Source organism: Rhodoferax mekongensis (genome assembly GCF_032191775.1).
In the GTDB taxonomy this organism is placed as follows: domain Bacteria; phylum Pseudomonadota; class Gammaproteobacteria; order Burkholderiales; family Burkholderiaceae_C; genus Allorhodoferax; species Allorhodoferax mekongensis.
The window spans coordinates 742,809-768,250 of sequence record NZ_CP132507.1 but is presented as its reverse complement, the minus strand read 5'-3'; the positions used below and the strand labels follow the sequence as shown (position 1 = coordinate 768,250).

Annotated in this window: 22 protein-coding genes and 2 pseudogenes; 7 read left to right on the top strand and 17 right to left on the bottom strand. The window is 62.4% G+C overall.

Features of this window, described 5'->3' with window-relative positions; all coding sequences use genetic code 11:
* Nucleotides 1-17: 17 nt before the first annotated feature.
* Together sucD and sucC are read right to left on the bottom strand one after the other, a co-directional pair.
* The gene (sucD, locus tag RAN89_RS03765; protein WP_313868320.1) at nucleotides 18-911 is read right to left on the bottom strand and encodes a succinate--CoA ligase subunit alpha; all 894 of its coding nucleotides are present in this window, start codon (nucleotides 909-911) and stop codon (nucleotides 18-20) included.
* Between the two features lie 9 nt (nucleotides 912-920).
* Nucleotides 921-2,084 carry an ADP-forming succinate--CoA ligase subunit beta gene (gene sucC, locus RAN89_RS03760; protein ID WP_313868319.1) on the bottom strand — a complete coding sequence of 388 codons (1,164 nt, stop codon included), beginning with the start codon at nucleotides 2,082-2,084 and terminating at the stop codon, nucleotides 921-923.
* A 203-nt stretch (nucleotides 2,085-2,287) separates the two neighbouring features.
* Between sucC and argC the strand changes: the two genes are divergently transcribed.
* Nucleotides 2,288-3,223: an N-acetyl-gamma-glutamyl-phosphate reductase gene (argC, locus tag RAN89_RS03755; RefSeq protein ID WP_313868318.1), complete on the top strand. Its 936-nt coding sequence runs from the start codon at nucleotides 2,288-2,290 to the stop codon at nucleotides 3,221-3,223.
* Between the two features lie 3 nt (nucleotides 3,224-3,226).
* Here argC and recX read toward each other — a convergent pair whose 3' ends face one another.
* Nucleotides 3,227-3,685: a recombination regulator RecX gene (recX, locus tag RAN89_RS03750; RefSeq protein ID WP_313868317.1), complete on the bottom strand. Its 459-nt coding sequence runs from the start codon at nucleotides 3,683-3,685 to the stop codon at nucleotides 3,227-3,229.
* An 83-nt stretch (nucleotides 3,686-3,768) separates the two neighbouring features.
* On the bottom strand, nucleotides 3,769-4,857 hold the full coding sequence (gene recA, locus RAN89_RS03745; RefSeq protein WP_313868316.1) for a recombinase RecA: 1,089 nt from the start codon (nucleotides 4,855-4,857) through the stop codon (nucleotides 3,769-3,771).
* Between the two features lie 142 nt (nucleotides 4,858-4,999).
* Between recA and RAN89_RS03740 the strand changes: the two genes are divergently transcribed.
* The 3 genes from RAN89_RS03740 to RAN89_RS03730 all read left to right on the top strand — a co-directional run bounded on the left by RAN89_RS03740 (nucleotide 5,000) and on the right by RAN89_RS03730 (nucleotide 7,692).
* On the top strand, nucleotides 5,000-5,476 hold the full coding sequence (locus RAN89_RS03740; protein ID WP_313868315.1) for a MarR family winged helix-turn-helix transcriptional regulator: 477 nt from the start codon (nucleotides 5,000-5,002) through the stop codon (nucleotides 5,474-5,476).
* 93 nt (nucleotides 5,477-5,569) lie between these two features.
* Complete coding sequence (locus tag RAN89_RS03735; protein ID WP_087495909.1) at nucleotides 5,570-6,244, top strand: response regulator; 675 nt, start codon at nucleotides 5,570-5,572, stop codon at nucleotides 6,242-6,244.
* Entirely contained in the window at nucleotides 6,241-7,692 is a 1,452-nt protein-coding gene (locus tag RAN89_RS03730) for a sensor histidine kinase (RefSeq protein ID WP_313868314.1), read from the top strand. The genes RAN89_RS03735 and RAN89_RS03730 overlap by 4 nt, the downstream gene beginning before the upstream one ends.
* A 3-nt stretch (nucleotides 7,693-7,695) precedes the next feature.
* On the opposite strand, the gene RAN89_RS03725 is transcribed toward RAN89_RS03730, so the two are convergent.
* From RAN89_RS03725 to RAN89_RS03715, 3 genes and pseudogenes are all read right to left on the bottom strand, one after another.
* Nucleotides 7,696-8,355: an SPOR domain-containing protein gene (locus RAN89_RS03725; protein ID WP_313868313.1), complete on the bottom strand. Its 660-nt coding sequence runs from the start codon at nucleotides 8,353-8,355 to the stop codon at nucleotides 7,696-7,698.
* Nucleotides 8,356-8,360: 5 nt separating this feature from the next.
* Nucleotides 8,361-9,173 carry a biotin--[acetyl-CoA-carboxylase] ligase gene (locus tag RAN89_RS03720; protein ID WP_313868312.1) on the bottom strand — a complete coding sequence of 271 codons (813 nt, stop codon included), beginning with the start codon at nucleotides 9,171-9,173 and terminating at the stop codon, nucleotides 8,361-8,363.
* Nucleotides 9,174-9,750: pseudogene (locus RAN89_RS03715) on the bottom strand (SET domain-containing protein).
* Between the two features lie 102 nt (nucleotides 9,751-9,852).
* Here RAN89_RS03715 and RAN89_RS03710 point away from each other — a divergent pair.
* Nucleotides 9,853-12,815, top strand: a pseudogene (locus RAN89_RS03710) (DNA topoisomerase III).
* Between the two features lie 35 nt (nucleotides 12,816-12,850).
* The gene (locus RAN89_RS03705; RefSeq protein WP_313868311.1) at nucleotides 12,851-13,795 is read left to right on the top strand and encodes a cation diffusion facilitator family transporter; all 945 of its coding nucleotides are present in this window, start codon (nucleotides 12,851-12,853) and stop codon (nucleotides 13,793-13,795) included.
* A 19-nt stretch (nucleotides 13,796-13,814) separates the two neighbouring features.
* Here the strand turns inward: RAN89_RS03705 and RAN89_RS03700 are convergent, their stop codons facing one another.
* From RAN89_RS03700 to RAN89_RS03655, 10 genes are all read right to left on the bottom strand, one after another.
* Complete coding sequence (locus RAN89_RS03700) at nucleotides 13,815-15,161, bottom strand: ABC transporter permease (protein WP_313868310.1); 1,347 nt, start codon at nucleotides 15,159-15,161, stop codon at nucleotides 13,815-13,817.
* A complete protein-coding gene (locus RAN89_RS03695) occupies nucleotides 15,158-16,105 on the bottom strand; it encodes an ABC transporter ATP-binding protein (protein WP_313868309.1) in 948 nt (315 codons plus the stop codon). The genes RAN89_RS03700 and RAN89_RS03695 overlap by 4 nt, the downstream gene beginning before the upstream one ends.
* An 85-nt stretch (nucleotides 16,106-16,190) precedes the next feature.
* Nucleotides 16,191-16,799 carry a TIGR00645 family protein gene (locus RAN89_RS03690; RefSeq protein WP_313868308.1) on the bottom strand — a complete coding sequence of 203 codons (609 nt, stop codon included), beginning with the start codon at nucleotides 16,797-16,799 and terminating at the stop codon, nucleotides 16,191-16,193.
* 79 nt (nucleotides 16,800-16,878) lie between these two features.
* Entirely contained in the window at nucleotides 16,879-17,673 is a 795-nt protein-coding gene (locus RAN89_RS03685; RefSeq protein WP_313868307.1) for a D-hexose-6-phosphate mutarotase, read from the bottom strand.
* A 9-nt stretch (nucleotides 17,674-17,682) separates the two neighbouring features.
* Nucleotides 17,683-18,705, bottom strand: coding sequence for an SIS domain-containing protein (locus RAN89_RS03680; protein ID WP_313868306.1), 1,023 nt, complete (start codon nucleotides 18,703-18,705; stop codon nucleotides 17,683-17,685).
* 19 nt (nucleotides 18,706-18,724) lie between these two features.
* A complete protein-coding gene (locus RAN89_RS03675) occupies nucleotides 18,725-19,615 on the bottom strand; it encodes a glucosamine kinase nucleotide-binding domain-containing protein (RefSeq protein ID WP_313868305.1) in 891 nt (296 codons plus the stop codon).
* Nucleotides 19,605-20,747, bottom strand: a complete 1,143-nt coding sequence (locus RAN89_RS03670; protein WP_313868304.1) for an ABC transporter ATP-binding protein — start codon at nucleotides 20,745-20,747, stop codon at nucleotides 19,605-19,607. Before RAN89_RS03670 ends, RAN89_RS03675 begins: the two co-directional genes overlap by 11 nt.
* A gap of 12 nt (nucleotides 20,748-20,759) precedes the next feature.
* Nucleotides 20,760-21,614 carry a carbohydrate ABC transporter permease gene (locus RAN89_RS03665; RefSeq protein ID WP_313868303.1) on the bottom strand — a complete coding sequence of 285 codons (855 nt, stop codon included), beginning with the start codon at nucleotides 21,612-21,614 and terminating at the stop codon, nucleotides 20,760-20,762.
* An 8-nt stretch (nucleotides 21,615-21,622) separates the two neighbouring features.
* Entirely contained in the window at nucleotides 21,623-22,537 is a 915-nt protein-coding gene (locus RAN89_RS03660) for a carbohydrate ABC transporter permease (protein WP_313868302.1), read from the bottom strand.
* Nucleotides 22,538-22,646: 109 nt separating this feature from the next.
* Nucleotides 22,647-23,894, bottom strand: coding sequence for an ABC transporter substrate-binding protein (locus RAN89_RS03655; protein WP_313868301.1), 1,248 nt, complete (start codon nucleotides 23,892-23,894; stop codon nucleotides 22,647-22,649).
* A gap of 269 nt (nucleotides 23,895-24,163) precedes the next feature.
* On the opposite strand from RAN89_RS03655, the gene RAN89_RS03650 reads away from it, so the two are divergent.
* On the top strand, nucleotides 24,164-25,426 hold the full coding sequence (locus RAN89_RS03650) for an ABC transporter substrate-binding protein (RefSeq protein WP_313868300.1): 1,263 nt from the start codon (nucleotides 24,164-24,166) through the stop codon (nucleotides 25,424-25,426).
* Nucleotides 25,427-25,442: the final 16 nt, after the last annotated feature.

Genomic DNA, 25,442 nt, shown 5'->3' with positions numbered 1-25,442 from the left:
GGCCATCTTACCGGCAGTTAGAGCAAAGCCTTCAACAACTTCGCCATTTCAGATGGGTTGCGGGTCACTTTGAAACCACACTCTTCCATCACAGCCAACTTGGCATCCGCGGTGTCAGCACCGCCAGAAATCAAAGCGCCTGCATGGCCCATGCGCTTTCCGGGAGGAGCGGTCACGCCGGCAATGAAGCCAACCACAGGCTTCTTCATGTTCAGCTTGCACCAGCGCGCAGCTTCAGCTTCATCGGGTCCGCCGATTTCGCCGATCATGATGACCGCATCGGTATCCGGATCGTCATTGAATGCTTTCATCACGTCGATGTGCTTCAAACCGTTGATCGGGTCGCCGCCGATACCGACTGCAGAAGACTGGCCCAGACCGATTTCGGTCAACTGAGCCACTGCTTCGTAAGTCAGCGTACCGGAACGGGATACAACGCCAATACGGCCTTTGCGGTGAATGTGACCGGGCATGATGCCGATCTTGATTTCATCGGGAGTGATCAAGCCAGGGCAGTTGGGTCCCAACAACAGGGTTTTCTTGCCGCCAGCGGCTTCCTTGGCCTTCATCCTGTTGCGCACTTCCAGCATGTCCTTGACGGGGATGCCTTCAGTAATGCAGATCGCCAGATCCAGGTCAGCCTCTACAGCTTCCCAGATGGCTGCCGCAGCACCGGCCGGTGGCACATAGATCACGGACACGGTAGCGCCGGTTTCAGCAGCGGCGTCTTTGACGGATGCGTAGATTGGGATATTGAAGATGGACTCGCCAGCCTTCTTGGGGTTCACGCCCGCCACAAAGCAGTTTTTGCCGTTTGCGTATTCCTGGCACTTTTCAGTGTGGAACTGGCCTGTCTTGCCGGTAATGCCTTGGGTGATGACCTTGGTGTCTTTATTGATAAAGATCGACATGATGTTTCCTTAGCCTTTCACTGCTGCGACAACTTTTTGAGCCGCTTCAGCCATGCTGTCGGCGCTGATGATGGGCAGGCCAGACTCGGCCAGCATTTTCTTGCCCAGCTCTTCGTTCGTACCCTTCATGCGAACAACGAGGGGCACGGACAGGTTCACGGCCTTACAGGCGGTAATCACGCCAGTGGCGATGGTGTCGCACTTCATGATGCCGCCAAAGATGTTGACCAGAATGGCCTTGACCTTGTCGTTCTTCAACATGATCTTGAAGGCTTCAGTGACCTTCTCAGGGGTAGCTCCGCCACCCACGTCCAGGAAGTTGGCAGGCTCAGCGCCGAACAACTTGATGGTGTCCATGGTGGCCATGGCCAAGCCGGCACCGTTCACCAGGCAGCCGATGTTGCCGTCCAGGCTGATGTAAGCGAGGTCGAACTTGGAGGCTTCCACTTCGGCTGCATCTTCTTCGTCCAAGTCGCGGTAAGCCACGATTTCAGGGTGACGGAACAAGGCGTTGGAATCGAAGTTGAACTTCGCGTCCAGGGCCATCACATTGCCCTTGCTGTCGCAGTTCAGGGGGTTGATTTCCACCAGGGACGCATCGGTGTCCATGTAGCACTTGTACAGCTTGGCGAAAATATCCACTGCCTGATCCACGGAGGCACCCGTCAAGCCGATAGCCGCAGCCACCTTCTTGCTTTGCTCGGTGGTAATGCCGGTCAGAGGGTCGATCATCTCGGTGATGATCTTCTCAGGGGTGGAGTGCGCCACTTCCTCGATGTCCATACCGCCTTCGCTGGAAGCGATCAGGGCCACCTTTTGGGTCGCGCGGTCTGTTACCAGCGAAACGTAGAGTTCGTTTTTGATGTCAGCGCCGTCTTCGATATACAAGCGACGGACCTTTTGGCCTTCAGGGCCGGTCTGGTGAGTCTTGAGCTGCATGCCCAGGATTTCCGAGGCCAGGCGCTTGACGTCGTCAATCGATTTGGCAACCTTCACACCGCCGCCCTTGCCGCGACCACCTGCGTGGATTTGTGCCTTGACAACCCACACCGGGCCGCCGAGTTTCTGAGCGGCTTCCACCGCTTCTTGCACTGTAAAGGCCGGAATGCCGCGGGGCACCGGCACACCGAATTGGCGCAAGATTTCCTTGCCTTGGTACTCGTGAATCTTCATGACGTCTCTCTCTGGGACAGGACTATGTTCACCGTGTGGTAACGAGGATGTAATCACCACGCGGCACTGGACACATCAACCCGCGAATGTATCATGCTGCGACGCACAAGACTTGTGCGAGGCTTACAGCTGGTGCACTCCGGGTCGTTCATGCCCCACGCGATTGCCAGTGTGATGCACGATATTTGCCCCTTGCTTACACCATGAAAAAAATCTTTATCGACGGCGAAGCCGGTACCACTGGCCTGCAAATCCGGGAACGTCTGCAGACCATGTCCCAGATCGAACTGATCAGCATAGACCCCGCGCTCCGCAAAGATCCTCAAGCCAAACGCGCCCTGATTGCCCAAGCCGACTTGGTGATTCTTTGCCTGCACGACGATGCCGCCAAAGACACGGTCGCGATGATTGACGCGCTGGAGCGCGAAACCGGCAAGCCCGGCCCCCGCATCATTGACGCGTCGACCGCGCATCGGGTGGACCCGACCTGGGTCTACGGATTCCCAGAGCTGGCTGCGACCCAGCGCGATGCGGTCGCCAAAGCGCAAAGAGTGAGCAACCCTGGCTGCTACGCCACGGGTGCGATCGCACTGATCCGCCCCTTGGTCGATGCAGGCTTGCTACCCGCAGACTTTGCGGTGTGCCTGCCCTCGGTGAGCGGCTACTCCGGCGGCGGTCGCGCCATGATCGAAGCCTATGAGCAAGGCACCGCTGCTCCGTTTGAGCTGTACGCACTGGGGCTGAAACACAAACACATTCCTGAAATCATGAAGTACACCGGCCTGACCCGCCGGCCCTTGTTTGTGCCCTCCGTGGGCAATTTCATTCAGGGGATGCTGGTTCAACTGCCTCTGCACCTGGACACACTGCCCGGCCAACCGAGTGCGCAAGACTTGCACAACGCATTGGCCAAACACTACGCGGGCAGCGAATGGGTGACGGTGGAACCCGTGACAGTCGACCTCAAGCTCGACGCCGTTGCCTTGGCTGATACCAACAAACTGGAGTTGCGCGTGTTTGCCAACGATGCGAAGGCGGATGGCTTTGCCCACGCTGTGTTGGTTGCCCGCTTGGACAACCTGGGCAAAGGCGCCAGCGGCGCTGCGGTCCAGAACCTGCATTTGATGCTGGGCCTTTAAGCCTCAGCATTCGCCTTCGTTACCTCCGCCGGAGACTACCCGGTGGATGGTGTCTCCGCCGAAGCCGCGCCCAGCCATAAAGCGCATCTGCTTGGCGCGCTCTGTTGCATCCTGCGGCTGGGTTCCGAACTTTTTGCGCCACACCTCGCGGGCCCTTTCCAGCTCGGTCTCACGCAATGTGGCCACCGCCTCGGACACAGCTTCAGGAGCCAGCCCCTTGGCTTGCAGTTCCTGCTTGATACGTGCAGTGCCCAGTTTCCCGGCACGTCGGTACAGCACGGAACCGACCACCCGCTCTTCGTTGATGAAGTCTTTGGCGGCCAACGTGTCCAATGCCTTGGCCAAGGTTCCGGGCTCCTCTTCATAGCGCTGCAGCTTTCGCTCCAGCTCCACGCGAGAGTGCTCGCGGGTGCTGAGCAAGCGCAGCGCCCGGGCGGTAAGCGATAGCGACTGAGTTGCCATTGCAGATCCGGGAGTCAAAGATTTGCTATGAATTCAGTAGCTGCTGGCGCACATTTCATGAGCGCTGGCAGCCACTTTGACCATTATTCTGCTTTATCAGCCTTATCGGCTTTCTTGCCCTTGGCCTTCGCTTCAGGCTCTGCTACCGGCAACAAAGGGATGCCAAGGTTGGCGCGCACTTTGTTCTCGATTTCGACCGACAACTCTGGGTTCTCACGCAGGAATTCACGGGCGTTGTCACGGCCCTGGCCGATCTTCTCGCCTTGGTAGGCGTACCAGGCGCCGGATTTTTCCAGGATACCGGCGTTCACGCCCATGTCGATGATCTCGCCGTGGCGGCTGATACCTTCACCGAACAGGATGTCGAACTCCGCCGTCTTGAACGGAGGGCTGACTTTGTTCTTGACCACTTTGACTTTGGTCTCGTTGCCGATCGAGTCCTCGCCCTTTTTGATGGTGCCGGTGCGGCGGATATCCAGACGGACAGAGGCGTAGAACTTCAGCGCGTTACCGCCGGTGGTGGTTTCAGGCGAGCCGAACATCACACCGATCTTCATGCGGATCTGGTTGATGAAGATAACCATGCAGTTGGTCTTCTTGATGTGGGCGGTGAGCTTGCGCAGCGCCTGGCTCATCAAGCGGGCTTGCAAACCGGGCAGGCTGTCGCCCATCTCGCCTTCGAGCTCGGCTTTGGGGGTCAACGCAGCTACCGAGTCCACGATGATCAGGTCCACCGCGCCGGAACGCACCAGGCTGTCCACAATTTCCAGGGCCTGTTCGCCGGTGTCGGGCTGGCTGATGAGCAGGTCTTGCAGGTTCACGCCCAGCTTCTGGGCGTACTGGATGTCCAGCGCGTGCTCGGCATCCACAAAGGCGCACTGGCCGCCTTGCTTTTGCATCTCGGCGACCACTTGCAGGGTCAGGGTGGTTTTGCCGGAGGACTCCGGGCCGTAAATTTCCACCACACGGCCGCGGGGCAGGCCGCCTACGCCCAGTGCAATGTCCAGCCCCAAGGAGCCGGTGGACACGACCTGGATGTCTTCAATCACCTCGCCCTCGCCCAAACGCATGATGGTGCCCTTGCCGAATTGCTTTTCGATCTGGGCCAGAGCGACCTGCAGGGCCTTGGCCTTCTCTGCGTTGGCGGCGGGGTTCTTGACGGGTACGTCCATGGAAATCTCCTGAAAAATCAATTGGTGGGCTAACTTCTTGCATCTGGTTTTAACAACAGGCTGGATGCTTGAACAGTAGTTTATGGGGGCGGTCAAACAGCTACAAGCTATTTTTTAGTCAGTTTGCATTACCATTTAGACCATGCAATCTTCTCCCCATGCAGACACCTGGCGAAGCAATCATGTCGGCCACTGGCTGCGCCTGGCGCTGGAGCGGTTCGATGCGCGGGTGCTCCAGCTCATGGGCAGTCACCCCACGGTTCCATTGGGTCTGGCCAACCTGGCCGCGCGCGCGCAGGTCGGTGCAGCACACATCCACATCACGCGGCACCTTGAGCTGCAAGGCACGCGCCTGACCGATCTGGCTGCACGCGCCGGCATGACCAAACAAGCCATGGCCACGCTGGTCACCCAGTGCGAAGCCTGGGGCATGGTGCAGCGGGAGAGCGATGCATCCGACGCCCGGGCCAAACGCATCTGCTTCACTGCCGCCGGATTGGCATGGGTGCAGGCTTACCAGGACGCCGTGCAGCAGGCACAGGCGGAGCTGGAACAATCGGTCGGACCCGAGGTGGCCACGGTCATCACGCTGGGACTGGAAGCCTATGCCAGCCATTGACCGGATGCTGCGTCACCGCAAAAGGGCGCCCGCACGAGGCGCCTAGAATGGCACTCAAGCGGCCGCAGCGCCGCACCCCGCACGGAGACACACATGCGCATTCTCATTGCTGAAGACGATCAAGTTCTGGCCGATGGCCTGCTGCGCGCACTGCGCAGCGCAGGTGCTGCGGTAGACCATGTGGCCAGTGGCACCGAAGCCGATGCCGCACTCATGACCAACACCGAGTTCGACCTGCTGATCCTGGACCTGGGCCTGCCGAAAATGCACGGCCTGGAGGTCCTCAAGAAGCTGCGTGCACGGGGTTCTTCGCTGCCGGTGCTGATCCTGACGGCGGCGGACAGCGTGGATGAACGTGTCAAAGGCCTCGACTACGGTGCCGACGACTACATGGCCAAACCCTTCAGCCTGCAGGAGCTCGAAGCCCGCGTGCGCGCCCTGATCCGCCGCGGCATGGGCGCCACCAGCAGCAGCATCAAACACGGCCCGCTGACCTATGACCAGGCCGGGCGCGTGGCCACCATCGACGGCAAGATGGTCGAACTCTCCGCCCGCGAACTCGGCCTTCTGGAAGTGCTGCTGCAGCGCGCCGGCCGCCTAGTCAGCAAAGACCAGCTGGTGGAGCGTCTCTGCGAATGGGGTGAAGAGGTCAGCAACAACGCCATTGAGGTCTACATCCACCGTCTGCGCAAGAAGATCGAGAAAGGCCCGATCCGCATCGCCACCGTGCGGGGCCTCGGCTACTGCCTGGAGAAGATTCCCTCGTGAAGATTTTTCAGCGGGAGCAACGCAGCCTGTTCGGGGAAATCCTCGACTGGATGCTGACCCCGCTGCTGCTGCTGTGGCCTGTCAGCCTGGTGCTCACCTGGCTGGTTGCACAGGGCATTGCCGGCAAGCCCTTTGACCGCGCGCTCGAATACAACGCGGGCGCCCTGGCGCAGCTCATCACGGTCAACAAGAACAAGGCCCAGTTCGTGCTGCCGCTGCCGGCGCGCGAGCTGCTGCGCACCGACGACTCCGACACCGTGTATTACCAGGTGCTGGGCACCAAGGGCGAATACCTCAGCGGCGAGAAAGACCTGCCTCTGCCTCCGGAGGACGAACGCCTGCCGCCCGGCGAGGTCCGCATGCGTGAGGTGGATTTCAAGGGCACCGACCTGCGCGTGGCGTATATGTGGGTGCGTGTGGACGTGCCCGACGGCCGGCCCGCCTTGGTGCAAGTGGCCGAAACCATGGACAAGCGCTCGGTGCTGGCCACCGAAATTGTCAAAGGCGTGATGCTGCCGCAATTCGTGATCCTGCCGCTGGCCGTGCTGCTCGTCTGGCTGGCGCTGGTGCAAGCCATCAAGCCGCTCAACAGACTGGAAGAACGCATTCGCGCCCGCAGCCCCGACGACCTGAGCCCGCTGGACGTAGAGGCCGTCCCTTTGGAAGTCGTGCCGCTGGTGTCGTCGGTGAACGACCTGCTGATGCGGCTCAAAGACTCGATCGCCACGCAGAAGCGCTTTCTGGCCGATGCGGCGCACCAACTCAAGACCCCACTGGCCGGCCTTCGCATGCAAGCCGACCTGGCGCAGCGCCAGGGTGCGAGCGCAGACGATCTCAAACAGTCCCTGCGGCAGATCGGCCGCTCCAGCATCCGCGCCACCCACACGGTGAACCAACTGCTGGCGCTGGCCCGTGCCGAGAGCAGTGGCACCGTGCTGGCCCACCAGCCCTGCGACCTGGCCAAGCTCACCATGGACGTAGTGCGCGACTGCGTACCCCGTGCACTGGAAAAGTCCATCGACCTGGGCTATGAAGGCGTGGAGGCCGGCACGCCCGGCGTATCCATCCAGGGCAACATGACTTTGCTCAAAGAAATGGTGCGCAACCTGGTGGACAACGCCATCAACTACACGCCGTCCACCGCAGAGCGCGCAGGCGTCATCACCGCGCGCGTGTTGCTCGACCCGTTCAGCGGGGCGCTCGTGCTGCAGGTGGAGGACAACGGCCCGGGTATCCCGTTGGCCGAGCGGGAGCTGGTGTTCCAGCCGTTTTACCGCGCGTTGGGCAATGAAGCAGACGGCTCCGGTCTGGGCCTTCCCATCGTGCTGGAAATCGCCCGCCAGCACCACGCAGAAATCGCGGTGGACGACAGCCGCCCCGGCCACACGCCGCCAGGTACCACTTTCACCCTGCGCTTTTCGCGACTGATTGAAGTAGAAAGCGCTTGAGGCTTAGCTACAGGCCTTGAAGCTGTGGCCTGCCATCGAGGGCTTGATGTCTTGCAACTTGGCTTTCAAGGCCTCAGACACTGAGGGCAGCTTGAGCTGATGGGCAGTGCCTGCTTCGCGCTCCTGCACCACTTTGGCCGTGCGAATGCCTTTAGGTGCCATCTTGGCCAATTCAGCCTTGGCCGCAGCTTCGGATTCAAATGCCGCCAGCACCAGCCCCGGTTGAAGCTCAGAGGTGCCAACCGCCTCCGCCTTGATGCCCATGCCGGCCAGCTCGGCGCGCTTCTTGGCCTGGAGGTCCGCGGAGGCGTACTTGCCCATGTACACAATCCAGCGCGCCGGCTCTTTCACAGACTCGATCTGCCAGCTGCCGCTGGGCAGGGCCGCGTCCAGCGCTTTGCGCAGGCTTGCGGCTTGTTCATCATCGAACGGACCGGCTTGCAGGCATTCCTTGGGGGCCAGATCGGCTTGTACCTGGGCTTCGGCTTTCTTCAGGTCACCGGCGCTCAGCAGCTGAATCATCTCGGGCTTGATCTGCTGCTCCATGCGGTGCGGCTCATTCGGAGCGACCGGGCCAAAGCCATACATCTTCAGGTAGTCGTGGCTCCACGCAAAGTACACGCCATTGGCCAGCAGCAGCACCAGAACAATCAGTCGCAACATACGGATCAGGACAGAGAGGAAGGGGACGCGGGGCGCACACTCACCTCCGCGCTATTGATTTTGACGAGGCCGTTGTCAGTATGCACCAGCAGCACGCCGCCGGCATCCACGCCCTTGGCGATGCCCTGCGTGCCGTCCGTGCAGACGACCGGCTGGCCGTACAACAAGTCACGTCCATGGAAAGCCTGACGCAATGGCGCAAAGCCCTGGGAAGCAAACACCTGCACCGCGTGCACCAAAGGCGCCGCTACCTTTTGCAGCACCACCGGAGCTTCGATGCCGGGCATCAGCTCCTGCAAAGCGGCAGGTGGCGTACGCAAACCGTCGCCCTCGCGGGGAGTGATGTTGATGCCGATACCGATCACCGCGTAGCGCTGGTCCCCGGCACTGGCAGTCTCTATCAGGATGCCGGCCAGCTTGCGGCCTTGCCACCACACGTCGTTGGGCCACTTCAGTTGCAGGTCCGGGTGCAGGCTTTGCACCACCGACAAACCGACCGCCAAGGACAAGCCCGACCAGTCTTGCGGCTGCAACGCAATACCGAGGGAAAAAGTCAGCGTGCCGCCATCACCCTGGGTGTCACTCTTCCAGTCGCGGCCCAAACGGCCACGGCCTGCGGTCTGACGCTCGCCGACCAGAAGTACGGGATCGGTGAGTCCGGCACGGGCACGGCGCATCAGTTCGGTATTAGTGGAATCCACCTCCGGCAGGATCTCCACACTGAAGCTCGGGAGCACGGCAAACACCTCCTCCCAGATCGCTTCAGCGGGCCATTTCACGGTCATGGCAACCATCCCTCCGGCGGGCAATGCATCCATTCAGAAACGCCTTGGAACCGGCTTCGCCGGGCCATGGGCGTTGCCCCCTTGAGGGGGAGACGGCGAAAGCCGGCACGGGGGGGAGTCATTTCTTCGGGGCAAGAAGGGTGCCGCGGCAATTGGCACTGCCGCACCAGCAGGGGTACTCGGCCTTGAGTTTGGCGGTGTAGCGCTCTTCAAGAATCAGGCCGTAGTCATAGTTCAGCTCTTCACCCGCGCTGATATTGCGCAAGGCCTTGATAAACACGCGCCCATCCTCCTCATCGGCGATGCAGTTGCCGTCGCAGGAATGGTTGATCCAGCGGGAGGAATTGCCGCCATACAGGGCATCAATCACATTGCCGTTTTCCAGCGAGAAGTAAAAGGTGTGGTTCGGGTCTTTGGGATCGTGGGGGTGGCGGTCCTGGGCCTCCTGCCAGCTGATCACTTCGCCCACATACTCGATGATGGTTTCCCCCTCCGCAATGTCCTGCAGTGCGAACACCCCTTTGCCATGCACCCCGGAGCGCCGGGTCTGGATGCGGCGCTGGTTTGAAGTGGATGCACCGGCGGAGGATTTCACTGGGGTTTTTGCCACGGATGGAAAATTTGGTATGGTGAATCGTATGGGCGCGCATGTGTGCGTGCCTGCGTGTGCAAGCGCGCGCCTGCGCGCACGCGAGAACTGGATTGTAGTCAGATGAAAAACAGCGTTTTCAACAAAACATTAGTTATTGCGGAAAAGCCGTCGGTCGCCCAAGACATCGTGCGTGCACTCACACCGGTGGCCGGCAAGTTTGAGAAACATGATGAGTACTTCGAAAGCGACACCTATGTGGTCTCCAGCGCCGTAGGCCACCTGGTCGAGATCCAGGCTCCTGAACAATATGACGTCAAGCGCGGCAAGTGGAGCTTTGCGCACCTGCCGGTGATCCCGCCGCACTTCGACCTCAAGCCCGTAGACAAGACCAAGACGCGCCTGAACGCCGTGGTCAAACTGGCCAAGCGCAAGGACGTGGACAAAATCGTCAACGCCTGTGACGCGGGACGCGAAGGGGAGCTGATCTTCCGCCTGATTGAGCAGTACGCCGGTGGCGCCAAACCCTTGGGCAAGCCGGTGAGCCGCCTGTGGCTGCAGTCCATGACGCCCCAGGCCATCCGCGATGGCTTTGAGAATCTGCGCACCAACGCCCAGATGCAACCCCTGGCCGACGCCGCCCGCTGCCGGTCGGAGGCCGACTGGCTGGTGGGCATCAACGGCACCCGCGCCATGACGGCCTTCAACAGCCGCGATGGCGGCTTCTTCCTGACCACCGTGGGCCGGGTGCAGACGCCCACATTGTCCGTGGTGGTCGAGCGCGAAGAGCTGATCCGCAAGTTTGTGAGCCGCGACTATTGGGAAATACACGCCACCTTTGCCGCCCAGGCCGGTGAGTACCCTGCCAAGTGGTTCAACCCCGCCCACAAGAAGGATGCGGACGACGCTGAAAAGAAGGCCGACCGCGTCTGGTCCCTGGCAGAAGCCAGGACAATAGCCGACGCCGTGCGCGGCCAGCAGGCCACGGTCACAGAAGAGAGCAAGCCCACCACGCAAGCTTCCCCCTGCTGTTTGACCTGACCAGCCTGCAACGCGAAGCCAACGGCAAGTTCGGCTTCTCCGCCAAGACCACCTTGCAAATTGCCCAGAGCCTCTACGAGCGCCACAAGGCCCTGACCTACCCGCGTACCGATTCCCGCGCCCTGCCGGAAGACTATGTGCCGGTGGTGAAAAAGACCTTCGAGATGCTGGCCGACAGCGACATGCGCCACCTCGCGCCTCACGCCCTGGTCGCACTGAATGGCAACTACATCAAGCCCACCAAACGCGTGTTCGACAACGCCAAGGTGTCGGATCACTTTGCCATCATCCCCACCCTGCAAGCGCCCAGTGGCTTGAGCGAGGCGGAACAGAAGCTGTACGACCTGGTGGTGCGCCGCTTCATGGCGGTGTTCTTCCCCAGTGCGGAATACCAGGTGACCACCCGCATCACCACGGCGGCCCAGCACGCTTTCAAAACCGAAGGCAAGGTACTGGTCAAGCCCGGCTGGCTGGCCATCTACGGCAAGGAAGCCGCCGCCGAAGTGGAAGATGCCAAGGACGGCGACAAGGGCCAGAATTTGGTGCCCGTGGCCCCGAATGAAAAGGTGCGCGGCGAGACCGTGGAAGCCAAGGGCCTCAAAACCAAACCCCCAGCCCGCTACTCCGAAGCCACGCTGCTCGGCGCCATGGAAGGTGCCGGCAAAACCGTGGAAGACGACGAGCTGCGGGAAGCCATGCAGGAGAAGGGCCTGGGCACACCAGCCACCCGCTCCAGCATCATCGAAGGTCTGATCGCAGAAAAGTACATGCTGCGCGAAGGCCGCGAGCTGATTCCCACTGCCAAGTCCTTCCAGCTCATGACGCTCTTGCGCGGCTTGGACGTACAGGAACTGACCAAGGCTGAGCTCACTGGTGAATGGGAATACAAGCTCTCCCAGATGGAGCAGGGCAAACTCAGCCGCGAAAAGTTCATGGCCGAGATCGCCGCCATGACCGAGCACATGGTCCGCAAAGCCAAGGAATACGACCGCGACACCATCCCCGGTGACTACGCCACCCTGGCTGCCCCTTGCCCCAACTGCGGCGGCATTGTGAAAGAGAACTACCGCCGCTACACCTGTACCGGTGCAGACGGTCACAGCGAGGGCTGCGGCTTCTCCTTCGGCAAGTCCCCCGCAGGTCGCACGTTTGAGCTGGCCGAGGTGGAGCAGTTCCTGCGCGACAAGCACATTGGCCCCTTGGACGGTTTCCGCTCCAAAGCCGGCTGGCCTTTTGTGGCCGAGATGGTCATCAAGTTTGATGAAGAAGCCAAGAACTACAAACTGGAGTTCGACTTCGGCGACGACAAGGCCGGCGAAGAAGACGGCGAGATCATCGACTTCAGCGCACAAACCGCGCTGGGCGCCTGCCCCAAGTGCGGCGGCAATGTCTTCGAGCACGGCAAGAACTACGTCTGCGAAAAATCGGTGCCCACCGATGGCCAGCCCACCCCGAGCTGCGACTTCAAGAGCGGCCAGATCATCTTGCAGCAGCCTATCGAACGCGAGCAGATGCAAAAGCTGTTGGCCACTGGCAAGACCGACATGCTGGAGAAATTTGTCTCCATGCGCACCCGCCGCAACTTCAAGGCCATGCTGGCTTGGGATGCGACCGAGGGCAAAGTGAACTTCGAGTTCGCTCCCTCCAAGTTCCCACCCCGCAAAACGGCCTTCAAGGCTGTCATCAAAACCACAGCCGCTACAAAAACAGGAGCTGCCCGCGCAGGTTCTGCGGGCGCTGCAGCCAAAAAAGCCCCTGCAAAGAAAGCTGCTGCCGTCAAAGAGGCCAAGCCCAAAGCCCCGCGCAAAACCACAGCCGCCAGCGGCAAACAACCGAGCGCAGAGTTGGCCGCGGTGATCGGTGCCGAGCCGATTGCGCGCCCGCAGGTCATGAAGAAGCTGTGGGACTACATCAAGGCCAACGGCCTGCAAGACGCCAAAGACAAGCGCAGCATCAACGCCGATGCCAAGCTGCTCGCGGTGTTCGGCAAGCCCCAGGTCACCATGTTTGAGCTGGCCGGCATTGCCGGCAAACACCTCAGTTAAGGACGCCTTCAGGAACTAAAGGCACACTGCGCACCATGCAATTCACCGAACAAGACGACGACTCCGAACACGCGCCCCACAGCGCCGCAGAGCGCGCTGCCGCGGCCTCCCGCAGCACTTGGGTGAGCGTGGTGGTGAACGTGGTGTTGGCAAGTGCCCAGGTCATCGTGGGCACGCTCACCAAGTCGCAGGCGTTGATTGCGGACGGCATCCATTCGCTGTCCGATCTGGTGTCGGACTTTGTGGTGCTGTTTGCAGGGCACCATGCCAAAAAAGACGCGGACGAAGACCACCCCTACGGTCACCAGCGCTTCGAGACGGCGGCTTCCCTGGCGCTGGGCGCCATTCTGCTGGCGGTGGGTGGCGGCATGGTCTGGTCGGCCCTGCAAAAGCTCGAATCGCCAGAGACGATCGCCGCGCCCCACTACGTCTCTCTCTGGGTCGCGCTGGGGGGCATTGCCACCAAGGAGCTGTTGTTCCGCTACATGCTACGCACGGCCAAAGCCGTGAAGTCCAGCCTGCTGGTCGCCAACGCGTGGCATGCGCGCTCGGACGCTGCGTCTTCGTTGGTGGTCAGCCTGGGCATTCTGGGCAGCATGGCCGGCTATCCGCTGCTGGATCCGATTGCGGCGCTGATTGTGGGCTTCATGGTGGGCAAGATGGGCTGGAGCTTCGGCTGGGATGCGCTGCACGACCTGATGGACCGCGCGGTGGATGAAGAAGAAGTGCAAGCCATTCGCAGCACCTTGATGGCCACCCCCGGTGTGGCCGGTGTGCACGATGTGCGAACCCGCAAGATGGGCGACATGGTGGTGGCCGACGCCCACATTGAAGTGGACGCCAAACTCACCGTCGAAGAGGGGCACAACATCGCCGTGGCCGCGCGCAACGCCGTGCTCAAGCGCCACCGGGTCCTCAACCTGATGACCCATGTGGACCCGGCCCACCGGCCGGACGCCGACCACCAGCCGGTGGTCTGAGCCAGCTGCAAAAACCCCTTTAGCTGGTTTGGGCGGGCTTGGCGCCCGCAGCCCAACGCCAGGCCACCAGCGCAGCTACCACCGCCAGCTGGACCGCCATGGCCAGCCAGGGCGCCAGACCCAGCGATGCGCCGCCCTTGACCAGTTGCTGCAGGCCGAACAAGGGTTCAAACCAGGTCGCCAACTCCGGCGCGCTCCCTGCCACCAAGCCGGGCAGCACCACCCCCAACACAAAGAGCGTTAGCAGGGTCATGCCGGCCGGCTTGCGCGTGGTGTTGCGCAGCGCAAAGAAGTGGTAGATGCCGCAGTCCCGCAGGCAGTGCAGCAAGGCGAGCCACATCACACTACCCAAAGACGCCAGGTGCTGGTCGGGGTTGATGCCCAACACGCCATAGAGCAGCACAAACAGCGCCGCCATGGCCCAGCTCACCGGCCACAAAGGCAGGGCCTGCAGCATGCGGCGACGGGGGCTGTGAGCGTGGTGAAACAGCACAGCCTGCCAAACGAGGCGGTTGTTGCTCTCGGTAAACAAGGCCGCATACGTGGCCAACAGCGCCACACCGGCCAGTGGCACCATCAGGTTGGCGTCGCGGGCGTCTTCCGGCATGAAGCCGGCCAGCATCCAGCCCACAGCCAACACGCCCAGTGCCCAGGCCCAAGGGGTTGACCGCACCATCAGCTGCTTGCCCATGCTGCGCCACAAGGCCAGCAATCCCAGCGCCAGCATCAAGGCGGCCAGCACCAGCGACTGCACAGGCAGAGGCAGCCCCAGACTCCACCAGCCGCCGGAAGCTTGAGGCTCGTCAGTCGGGCTGCGCAGCACCATGAACACCATGGGCAGCGTCTGCAAGGCCATGAACAAGCCGAACAGTCGGCCTGCCGTGCTGCTGGACTTTTCGGTGCGCAGGTCCAGGGTATGCAAGCGGCTGGCCATCAGCCAGGCATGCAGGGCGACCGCGCCAATGGCACCTGCCAGCATCCAGACGCAGCGGCTCAAGAAGCCCGGCAGGGTCGAGGCTGCGAGCACCGCCACCACCGCACACAGCAGAGCGCCGTACCAGGCGTAGGCCGTGCTGCCGAAGAGCTTGCCCCAGGCCATCTGCCAAGGGGTGAGTGCGCTCAGGCGCTGCTGGTCCCAGGTGCGCTCGGTCACTTCGTTGTTGATACTGGACATCACCAACAGGCTGCCCCAGCCTACCGTGAGGCCGGTGAACAGCACCGTGCAGGCGATGAACAGGTTGTCGCGCGGGTTGTGCTCGCTCATGGCGACGGCCAGCAGGGCGATCAGGGTCAGCACCGCGGGCATCAGGGCGAGGCGGGCAGGCGAAATTTCCAACCAGAGGTTGCGTTTGAATTCCGGGTTCATGGTGCAGCTCCCGAGGAGTGGTGGGAATCGGCTTGGCCGTAGCTCATCTGCAGGCTGGTGCGTACTTCCTGAAAGGCACATACGGGCACACCCTCTGCAGTGAGCTTGGCCAGCAAGGCCGCGCGTGCGGCCAGGTCGCCGGCAGGCAGGTACACCGTCGTGGGCGTAGCGCCACTCGCATCCAGGTGCGCCACTTCATAAGCGGCCAGCGCTTGGGCCAGTTGCGGCGCGGGCGCAGCCAGCTGCACCTGCACCAGCGCCTTGACCACGCCTTCGCTGCCGGTGGCAGTCGTCGCCAGGCTGGCAAAGCGGCTGACCCGCCCGTCGCGGATGGAGAGAATGTGGGTGCAGTACTCATCCAGCTCGCTCAGGATGTGGCTGGACACCACCAGCGTCATGCCATGGGACTGCAGGTTGCGGAACAAGGCCGACAGGTCGGCGCGCGCTTCCGGGTCCAGACCACTGGCGGGCTCGTCGAGCAGCAGCACCTGCGGCATGTGCACGATGGCCTGGCCGATCGCTACCCGCTGGCGCTGCCCGCGCGAGAGGTTGCTGGCCAAGCTTTGCAGCTTGTTTTCCAGATTCAGGAAGCGGGCCACTTCCTTGACGCGCTTGGGCACGCGGCTTTCAGCAATGCCCTGCGACGCGGCGGCATAGTGCAGGCACTGCTCCACCGTGAGGTCCTGGTAGAGGCCAAAGAAGTCGGAGAGGTAACCCAGCTTGGTGTGCACCTCGCGCGGGTGCTCCTGCACATCCACACCACCCACCGTGATGGTGCCGGCCAGCGGCGTGTCCAGCCCGGCCATGCAGCGCATCAGCGTGGACTTGCCGGCACCATTGGGGCCCACCAGGGCGGTGACCGTGCCCTGCGGGATATCCACCGAGACCCCATGCAGGGCGCGGTGCCCCAGGTAGTCAAAGACCAAACCACTCACGTGAATCATGGAAAGCCGTCCCTTCAGCAGTGGATATTTGCTATATTTTTAGTAGCTGCTTGCGCATTATCCACGGGCGCCAGCAGCACATTTTTCAATGACCAGAGTTCTGGTGGCTGCTATTGAGCAGCTTGTCGGTGTAGGCAATGGCAATGGCTGACAACAAGAAGGTGATGTGGATGGCCGTCTGGGCAATCAGCACCTTCTCGTCGTAATTGGCAGCGTTGATAAAGGTCTTGAGCAGGTGGATGGAGCTGATACCGATGATGGCGGTGGCCAGCTTCACTTTGAGCACCGAGGCATTCACATGGCTGAGCCACTCGGGTTGGTCGGGGTGGCCGTCCAGGTCCATGCGGCTCACAAAAGTTTCGTAGCCACCCACGATCACCATGATCAGCAGGTTGGAGATCATCACCACGTCAATCAGCGCCAGCACCACCAACATGATGATGGTCTCGTTCAGCGCAGGGACCGGCACATCCGACTTGTAGCCGATGCTGCTTACGAGCGCCTGCAGCGCGGTCTGGCTGCCGAAGGCGGCTTCCAGCAGGTGCACCAGCTCCACCCAGAAGTGAAACACGTACACGCCCTGCGCGGCAATCAAGCCCAGGTACAGGGGCAGCTGCAACCAGCGGCTGGCAAAAATGAAGTTGGGAATAGGGCGCAATTTGGGGCTCTTGGGAGTGGATTCAGGAGATGTCATGGAGTTTTCCGTTGGATGGTGCCGGGCACCGTGTGCGCCGGCATTGTAAAAAAGCAGGGCTTACCCCTACGCGGCGGTGCTAGGTAGCGATAAAAAGGCACTGGCTACCTTGCCAATGCGCGCCCGGCGCCAACTGCACCGGCACGCCCACAGAAGCAGCCTCCACACACAAGAAACGGGCATAACCCCCGGCAGGCAGATCGGCAATCACGGCCTGCGGCCCGGGGTTCCAGACCACAGCGTCGGTAAAGCCTTCGTGGACCAGGTCCAGCGCAGTGGCAGGGCTGCGCAGGGCAAACGGGCCAGGCACGGATTCAAACAAGTGGTCAATCGGCTCGGCCAGCGACAAGACCTCGCCTTGCGGCAAGACACCGGTCAGCGTGCTCCGGGCAACGTCGCCCACCTCCAGGTAGGTGTGGAGTGCAGCATGAAAGCTCAAGGGGCTGTTGCCCGTGTTGTGCACGGCCAGCGTCATGCGCAGACCGGCCGGCACCAAGGCCACAGTCAAGGTACATGCACAGTCATGCGGCCACAGCGGCGTCTCGTGCGCGGCGTGCTGCATGCGGAAGACCAGCTGAGGCTCGGCCCCAGCCGCATCCGCTGGCAGCCACTCCCACAGGCTGGTGCGTGCAAATCCGTGGCGCACCATGGGGCCACGTCCGGAGAACTGCGGAAAAATCACCGGCACGCCGCCCCGCACAGGCTGCGGCCCGTCCAGCGGCGAGAGCGGGCTGCGGTACAAACGCTCCACACCCGTGGCATCCACCCACGAAATCACCTGGGCACCACGCAAGAGCACGGTGACCGTATCGCCGGTGGGGCCCTGCAGCTGAACTGCGGGTGCCCCTTCCATCATCAAAGTTTGAACATGCATGCACCCAGTTTATCGGGTGCTTGTGACTTTCGAGAGATGGGGTGGCTGGTCGGGGTCCAGCCCGCGCGCACGGGCAACCGCCTCCACCAGCAGATAGAAACTCTGGATCGCCGTAATCGGATCCAGGTCCTCCTGCGGCGCGGTGCTCAGGGTGAGGTCCCGCTCAGGTACATCGGCCGGTGCGGCCAGCAGCACCCGCGCACCTCGGCCGCGCATCTCGGCGGCCAACGCAATCAGGCTTTGCTGGGCCGGGCCGCGCAGGGCAAAGATCAGCATGGGGTAGTTGTCGTTCACCAGCGCCATGGGGCCGTGTTTGACCTCAGCCCCGCTGAAGGCCTCGGCCTGAATGCCACAGGTTTCCTTGAACTTGAGGGCCGCCTCCTGCGCAATCGCCAGGCCCGGCCCCCGGCCTATCACCATGAGCTGGCTGGCGGTGCGCAAGGGCTCCACCGCAGCGCTCCAGTCCTGCTGGCAGGCCTCTTCCAGCGATGCAGGCAGCGTCTTCAAGGCCTCCAGCAAGTCTGCATGGGCACCCCAGTGCGCGGCCAGCCGTGCACCGGCTACCAGGCCGCAGATAAAGCTCTTGGTGGCCGCCACACTCTTCTCGGGGCCGGCGTGCAAGGGCATGGCCCAGTCCACCGCTTGCGCCAGGGGCGAGCTGATGTCATTCACCAGGGCCACCGTGGTCGCCCCGGCTTTCTCAAACACCTGCATGGGTTCAAACAAGTCCGGGCTGCGGCCCGACTGCGAAATGGACACAGCCAGCACCCGCTGCCGCGCCATGGGCGCCTTGTAAAGGGTCAGCAATGACATGGGCAGCGAGGTCACCAGCTGCCCGGTGCGCGACATCACCAAATAGGCGAAGTAGGCAGCCGCGTGGTCCGAGCTGCCACGGGCAATGGTGACGGCACCCTGGGGCGGCAAAGCCCGCAACGCCAGGCCAAGGGCGGCGTAGCGACCTTCATCGCCCGCCAGTTGTTGCGCCACCTGGCGCGCCGAGGACAGGGCCTCTTGCAACATCAATGTTGTCATTACGGAATCTCTTTTCATGTCATTGCAAACACAGGGTCAGGGCACCGTCCATGGCGTCACCCTGCGGTGGCACCACACTCGCGCCCACCAAAGCACAGAGCCGGGGCGCCAGTCGTTGGCCTACGCTGCCGGCTACTACCAAGGGCAGCGTGTGGGTAGGGTCTAAGGCACGGGCCAAGGCTTCGAGCTGGTGCAGGGCCCGCTCCAGCAGCCTTGCAGCGTCGGGGTCGGAAGCCTCGTGCAAAAAAATCAGGGGCGTGAGGCTGGCGTACTCCCCTTGCCCTGCGGCACCACACCAGGCCAGCAAGGCCTCGGGTGTGCCACCAGTGGCTTGCAGCACTGCCAGGGTTAGCGGCCCTGGCAACGCGCGGCCGTCCAGCGCACGCTGGGTGAGGTTGACGGCCTGCAGACCCAAGTCCGCGCCACTGCCCTCATCACCACTCGGGAAGCCCCAACCACCGCTGGTGCGGCGCTGCCCGTCCGGCAGCAAGGCCAGGCCCACCGCGCCGGTACCTACGATGACCAGCGCACCCGGGTGTCCGCCGTGCGCACCCAACAGCGCCGTGACAGCATCAGACTCCAGCTTCAAGGTGGCATAGCCCGGATCGGCGGCCAGGCATTCGGCGTGCCACGCCGCATTGTTGGCACCGGCCAAGCCCAAGCCCAAGGCACAGTTGGCCGGCACCGGCTCGGGCCAGCCGGCTTGCAACCTGCCCCCGGTAGCTTGCGAAATGGCTTCTTCGATGTGGCGCCACGCCTGTCCAATGCCCTGGGTCAGGCCCGAGGCGCCGGCCTTGCCTTCGCCCACCACCACACCACTGCGGTGCACCACCCGCGCGCGGGTACTGGTGCCGCCACCATCAATGCCAATGGCGTAGTGAATGTGTGCCGGCAGCAGTTCAACGTGCATGGGCCGAGCGCATGTTGCCGGGGTTCAGGCGGGTGCACGCCGTGCCATCAGCCTTGAAAAGGTACAAGGCTGACGGTGCCGCACGCACGATGACCGAGTCGCCCAGACGCACTTCGGCATTGCCGTCACCCCGCACGATCAGCTCTTGCCCGTCGTCCATCTTCAAGTAGAGCAGGTTGGACTCGCCCAGGTGCTCGACCAGCGTGATCTCGGCATCCAGCGCCGTGTCGTCCGCCGCAGGCGCCACACCGGCGGGCAGCACTTCGCAGTGCTCGGGGCGCAGGCCCACTTCCACACTCTCACCCACTTGCAGCTGGCTGCTGTCCACCGTGGCCAGCACCTTGCTGCCGTTGCCCAACAGCAGGCGGGCGCCACCGTCGAGCACTTCCACCACACGGGCCGGCAACAGGTTGATGGTGGGCGAGCCGATGAAGGTCGCCACAAAACGGTTGGCAGGCTGTTGGTACAGCGTGAGCGGGGTGCCGGCCTGCTGCACATGGCCTTCGCTGAGCACCACAATTTTGTCGCCCAGCGTCATGGCTTCCACCTGGTCGTGGGTCACATAGACCATGGTGGCGCCCAGGTCGCGGTGCAGGCGGGCCAGCTCGATGCGGGTCTTGGCGCGCAGCGCAGCGTCCAGGTTGGAGAGCGGCTCGTCAAACAAAAACAGGCGCGGCTCGCGCACGATGGCGCGGCCGATGGCCACACGCTGGCGCTGCCCGCCCGAGAGCTCGCGGGGCAGTCGCTCCAGCAGGTGGTCGATGTGCAGCACCTTGGCGGCATCACGTACCCGTTTGTCAATGTCAGCCTTGTTGGCGCCGTGGATCTTGAGCCCGAAGGACATGTTGCGGTACACCGTCATGTGCGGGTAGAGCGCATAGCTCTGGAACACCATGGCGATACCGCGCTCGGCGGGCGGCAGGTCGTTGACCAGGTCGTCACCTATGCGCAGCTCGCCGCTGCTGATGTCTTCCAGCCCGCAGAGCACGCGCAGCAAGGTGGACTTGCCGCAGCCGCTGGGGCCGACCAGCACCACCAGTTCGCCGTGCTCGATCTCGAGGTTGATGTTGTGCAGCACCGGCGCGTTGTTGCCGTAGCGCTTGCTGATGTTTTGAAGGGAAACGCTTGCCATGGTGGTTCTGCTTTACTTGACGGCGCCCGCGGTGATGCCGCGGATCAGTTGACGGGAGAAGAGGGCGTAGAGGGTGACCACCGGCACGATGGCCAGCGTGAGCGAAGCCAACACGGCGTTCCAGTCGGTGGCGTACTGCCCCACGAACTGCTGGATACCCAGGGTGATGGTCTGCGTCTTGTCAGACGGCGCAAGAATGAGCGGGAACCACAGGTCGTTCCAGATCGGCACCATGGTGAACACCGCCACGGTGGCAATGGCCGGACGGATCAGCGGCACCACCACCTGGAAGAAGATGCGGAACTCATCGATGCCGTCGCAGCGCGCGGCGTCTTTGAGCTCACCGGGCACCTGCCCCATGAACTCCGACAGGATCATGATGGCCAGCGGCAAGCCCTGCGCCACGTACACCAGCACCAGTGCGGTGAGGGTGTTCACCAGATTCAGATCCACCATCAGCTGGAGGATGGACACCGTACCCAGGCGGATAGGCACCATGATGCCGAAGGCAAAAAAGAACTTCAGCCAGCGGTTGCCCTTGAAGCGGTATTCCGACAAGCCCCAGGCCGCCATGGCCCCGAACAACAGGATGAAAAACAGCGACGCAATCGTGACGATGAAGCTGTTGCCGAAATACATGAGCACGTCGGAGCGGCCCAGCACCTTGGTGTAACCGATGAGCGAAAACGTCTCGGGCGTGGGCCAGGCCAGCGGGTCGTTGAAGATGGCGTCCCGGCTCTTGAACGAGTTCATGAACACCAACAGGATGGGCAGCAGCGCCAGCAGCAAATAGCTGATGAGGGTCAGATGCACAAACACCCGGCTGGGCGCGAAGGGCAGAGATTTGGAATGGGATGCGTTTGCCATGTGCGGCCTCACATTGCAAAGCGTTGCAGCTTGCGCTGCACCGCGAGGAAGTACACCGCCACGCCCACCAGAATCACCAGGAACATGATGGTGGCCACGGCAGCACCCATGGTCGGGCTGGCCACTTGCGACTGGTAGCCGAAGAAGGTGCGGTAGAACAGCGTGCCCAGAATGTCGGTGCTGTAGTTGGGGCCCGCCACCGCGCCCTTGACCGTGTAGATCAGGTCAAACGCATTGAAGTTGGCCACGAAGGTCAGGATGGTCACCAGCCCCAGCGTGGGCAGGATGAGCGGCAGGCGGATCTGCCAGAAAATGCGCCAGGGCGATGCGCCCTCGACGACCGCGGCCTCGATGATGTCCTCCGGAATCGCAATCAGCGCGGCGTAGATCAGCATCATGGGCACGCCGATGTATTGCCACACCGACATCAGCGACACGGTGATCAGCGCCGAGCTCTCCAGCCCCAGCCAGGGCGCGAACCAGTCGCCCAGGCCCACCAGGGTCAAGAGCCGCTCAGACACGCCCCACAGCGGCGAGAGGATGAGTTGCCACACAAAGCCGATGATCACCACCGACAACAGCGTGGGCAGGAAAAAGATGGTGCGGTAGGTGGCTGCAAAGCGCACATTGCGCAGGGACAGCAGCGCTGCCAGCAGCAAGCCCACCGGGTTTTGCACCAGCATGTGGATGGCAAAGAACTTCAGGTTGTTGCCCATCGCATTCCAGAAGCTGGCGGACCACTGCGGGTCATTCAGGATGGTGTTGTAGTTCGCCAGACCGGTGAAGGTGCGCAGGCCGGTGTCGTCCGCGCTGTAGAGCCCCAAGCGCAGGGTGTCCAGTAGCGGCAGGGCACTGAAGGTGGCGTAGATCAGCAATGCCGGGGCGATAAACACCAGCACCCGCCAGGAAAAGCCGAGTTTCATGAGAGACCTTGTTGGTCAAAGAGACAAAGGAGAACTAAGGGAGGCGACTGGAGGGGCGCCGCAAGGAGTGCAAGCCACCGGCTCGCACTCCTGACTCACACGCTGCGGTTTACTTGGCAGGTGCGTACCACTTGGCAAAGCCGTTCTGGATTTGCGCAGCAGCGTCCTTGGGCGCCATCTTTCCGTTCATGACCTGGGAGTTCACGTTCCAGAACTCGTTTTCCATGCTCGGGGTGCCGCGGCTCATGATCTGGGCGTTCAGGCGGATGGTGCTCTTGCACTGGTTGCGCCAGCCGATCATTTCTTTGGCCACAGGGTTCTTCACATCAATCGCGTGGTTGGAGAGCGAGAAGAAGCCGGTCACCTTGTTGGTGTACAGGTCGGCAAACTCTTTGCTCGCCAGCCAGTTCAGGAACACCTGGGCGTCTGACTTGTTTTTGCTCTTGCTGTTCACACCCATGGCGATGTCGGTGTGGTCCGAGATGTAGCAAGGGTCACCGGCCTTGGCCACGGGCGGCTTGAAGGCGCCGAATTCCACTTTGCTGTTGCCTTCAAAGTAAGAGATGTCCCATGAGCCCGCGGGGTAGATGGCCGCACGGCCGCTGCCGAACAGGTTTTGCGAGTCGCCATAGGTCTGGGCCTGGTAGCCCTTGGGCAGGTAGTTGGCCCATTTGCCCATCACGTCCCAGGTTTTCACGAATTCGGGATCGGTGAATTTCTTCTTGCCGGCGATCAGTGCCTTGCGACCTTCTTCACCCTTCCAGTAGTTCGGGCCGATGCCGGTGTACACGATCTGGTGGGTTTCCCACTGGTCGGCGGTGCCCATGGCAATCGGAGCGACCTTGCCGGCGGCCTTGACCTTGTCCAGCACATTGAAGAAGTCTGCTTCGGTCACGGGCGGGTTCAGGCCCAGCTCGGCAAACACCTTCTTGTTGTAGAAGAAACCGTGGATCACAGACGCCATGGGCACGCAGTAGGTGTCCCGTCCGTCATCGGTCTGCCACGCCACCTGGGCGGACTCGGGGAAGTTCTTCAGGGCGGGGTTGCCATTGAGTTTGTCCAGATGGCCCTTTTTGTACAAGTCCAAGGACACGTCAAACGGGCGGCAGGTCACCAGGTCACCAGCGGTGCCGGCGGTCAGGCGGGCGTTCAGTGCAGAGTTGTACTCAGGGGGTGCAGTGGGCGCGAACTTGACGGTAATGCCGGGGTGGGCTTTGTAGAAGGCGGGCAGCAGCACGTCTTCCCACAAACCTTTGTCGTCAACACGCCAGCTCTCAATGGTGAGCGTACCGGCACCTGCAAAGCTACTGCAAACCAGCGCTGCCGCAGCGGCGGCCATGCGAAGGGAATGGGACATGGAATCTCCTGATCATCGGTTGAATGAAACTGCCAGCTCCGTGCATCGCGGTAGCCGTTCAGTGGGGCGGAGGTTATGCTTTGACCCCAGTAATATCAAACCGCATCAGGCGGTCCCGATTACAAACATAAGTCGTTGATTTCATTCAGTTTTTTCGCCATGTACCGCACTTGCGCATTACGCTTTATTACCTGCCGCGCGGCCTCTGCAGAGGCCGCTGGAGGGGGTGCGGACGGGCAGTCATACACAACATTACAAATCGACAGGAAATGAAAGGTTTCGCCCGCCTCGCTGCCCTGCTGCTGTGTTGTGTATGTCTGCACAGCGCGCAGGCCCAACAGATGGGCGTGCCCATGGACGTGCTGCACTGGTGGACCTCGGCCAGCGAACGCAAAGCCGCTGACCAGCTCGCCCTGCAACTGGCGCAGGCCGGCGTGCAGTGGAAAGACGCTGCCATCCCCGGTGGCGGCGGTATGGCCGCAGTCAAAGTGCTCAAGAGCCGGGTGCTCATGGGCGACCCGCCGGATGTAGCGCAGCTGATTGGCACCACCCTCACCGACTGGGCCGACATCGGGCTGGTCATGCCGCTCAATGCGGTGGCGCAGCGCCAGCGCTGGTCGCAGGTTTTGTTCCCTACCGTGCTTGAACTCGTCACCTACAAGGGCGATGTGATTGCCGCACCGCTGGGCGTACACCGCATCAACACCTTGCTCTACAACCGCAAGGTGTTCGGCAGGCTGGGCCTGACACCACCCCGCACCTGGGCCGAGTTTGAAATGACGGCCCGCAAGCTGCAGGCCAAAGGCATACGGCCACTGGCCTGGAGCGACGAGCCGTGGCAGATTGCCACGGTGTTCGAGACGATGCTGCTCGGCGACGCAGGCCCTGCGCTCTACCGCGAGCTCATCGTGCAGCGCAAGAGCAGCGCATGGATGGACGCCCGCGTGGAGCGCGCCCTGCAACGCGTGCGCTGGCTACGCGCCCTGGCCACCGACGCCCCTGTGGAACGCCCCTGGACCGAGAGCACTCGCGAGCTCATGGCTGACAACGCCGGCATGATGATCATGGGCGACTGGGCCAAGGGCGAGCTCATGGCCTGGGGCGCCAGCCCGGTGCGCGACTTCGGCTGTGCCGTGGTGCCCGGCACCGAGAACATGCACCTCTACAGCATCGACACGCTGGCCATGCTGGTCAGCGCCCGTCCGCGCGAAGCCGCCCAGGAAAAGATGGCCGAGGTGGTCACCGGCATTCCTGCGCAGCTGGCCTACAACCGCTTCAAAGGCGCGGTGCCGGTGCGCCGCGACATGGACCCCGCGGCACTCGACGGCTGCGCCCGCGACTCCTGGGAAACCTTTGCCAGCCCGCGCAATGCGCGCGTGCCCAGCCTGGCCCACCGCATGGCGGCCGACGAAGCCATCAAGGACGCCGTGGCCCAGACCCTTTGGCGCTACCTGACCGACCCCCGCATGGAAACCCAGGAAGCCCAGCGCCGCCTAGCCTCCGTGATCCGCGCACCCAGCGCTGAACGCTAACCCGCACGACCAGCCC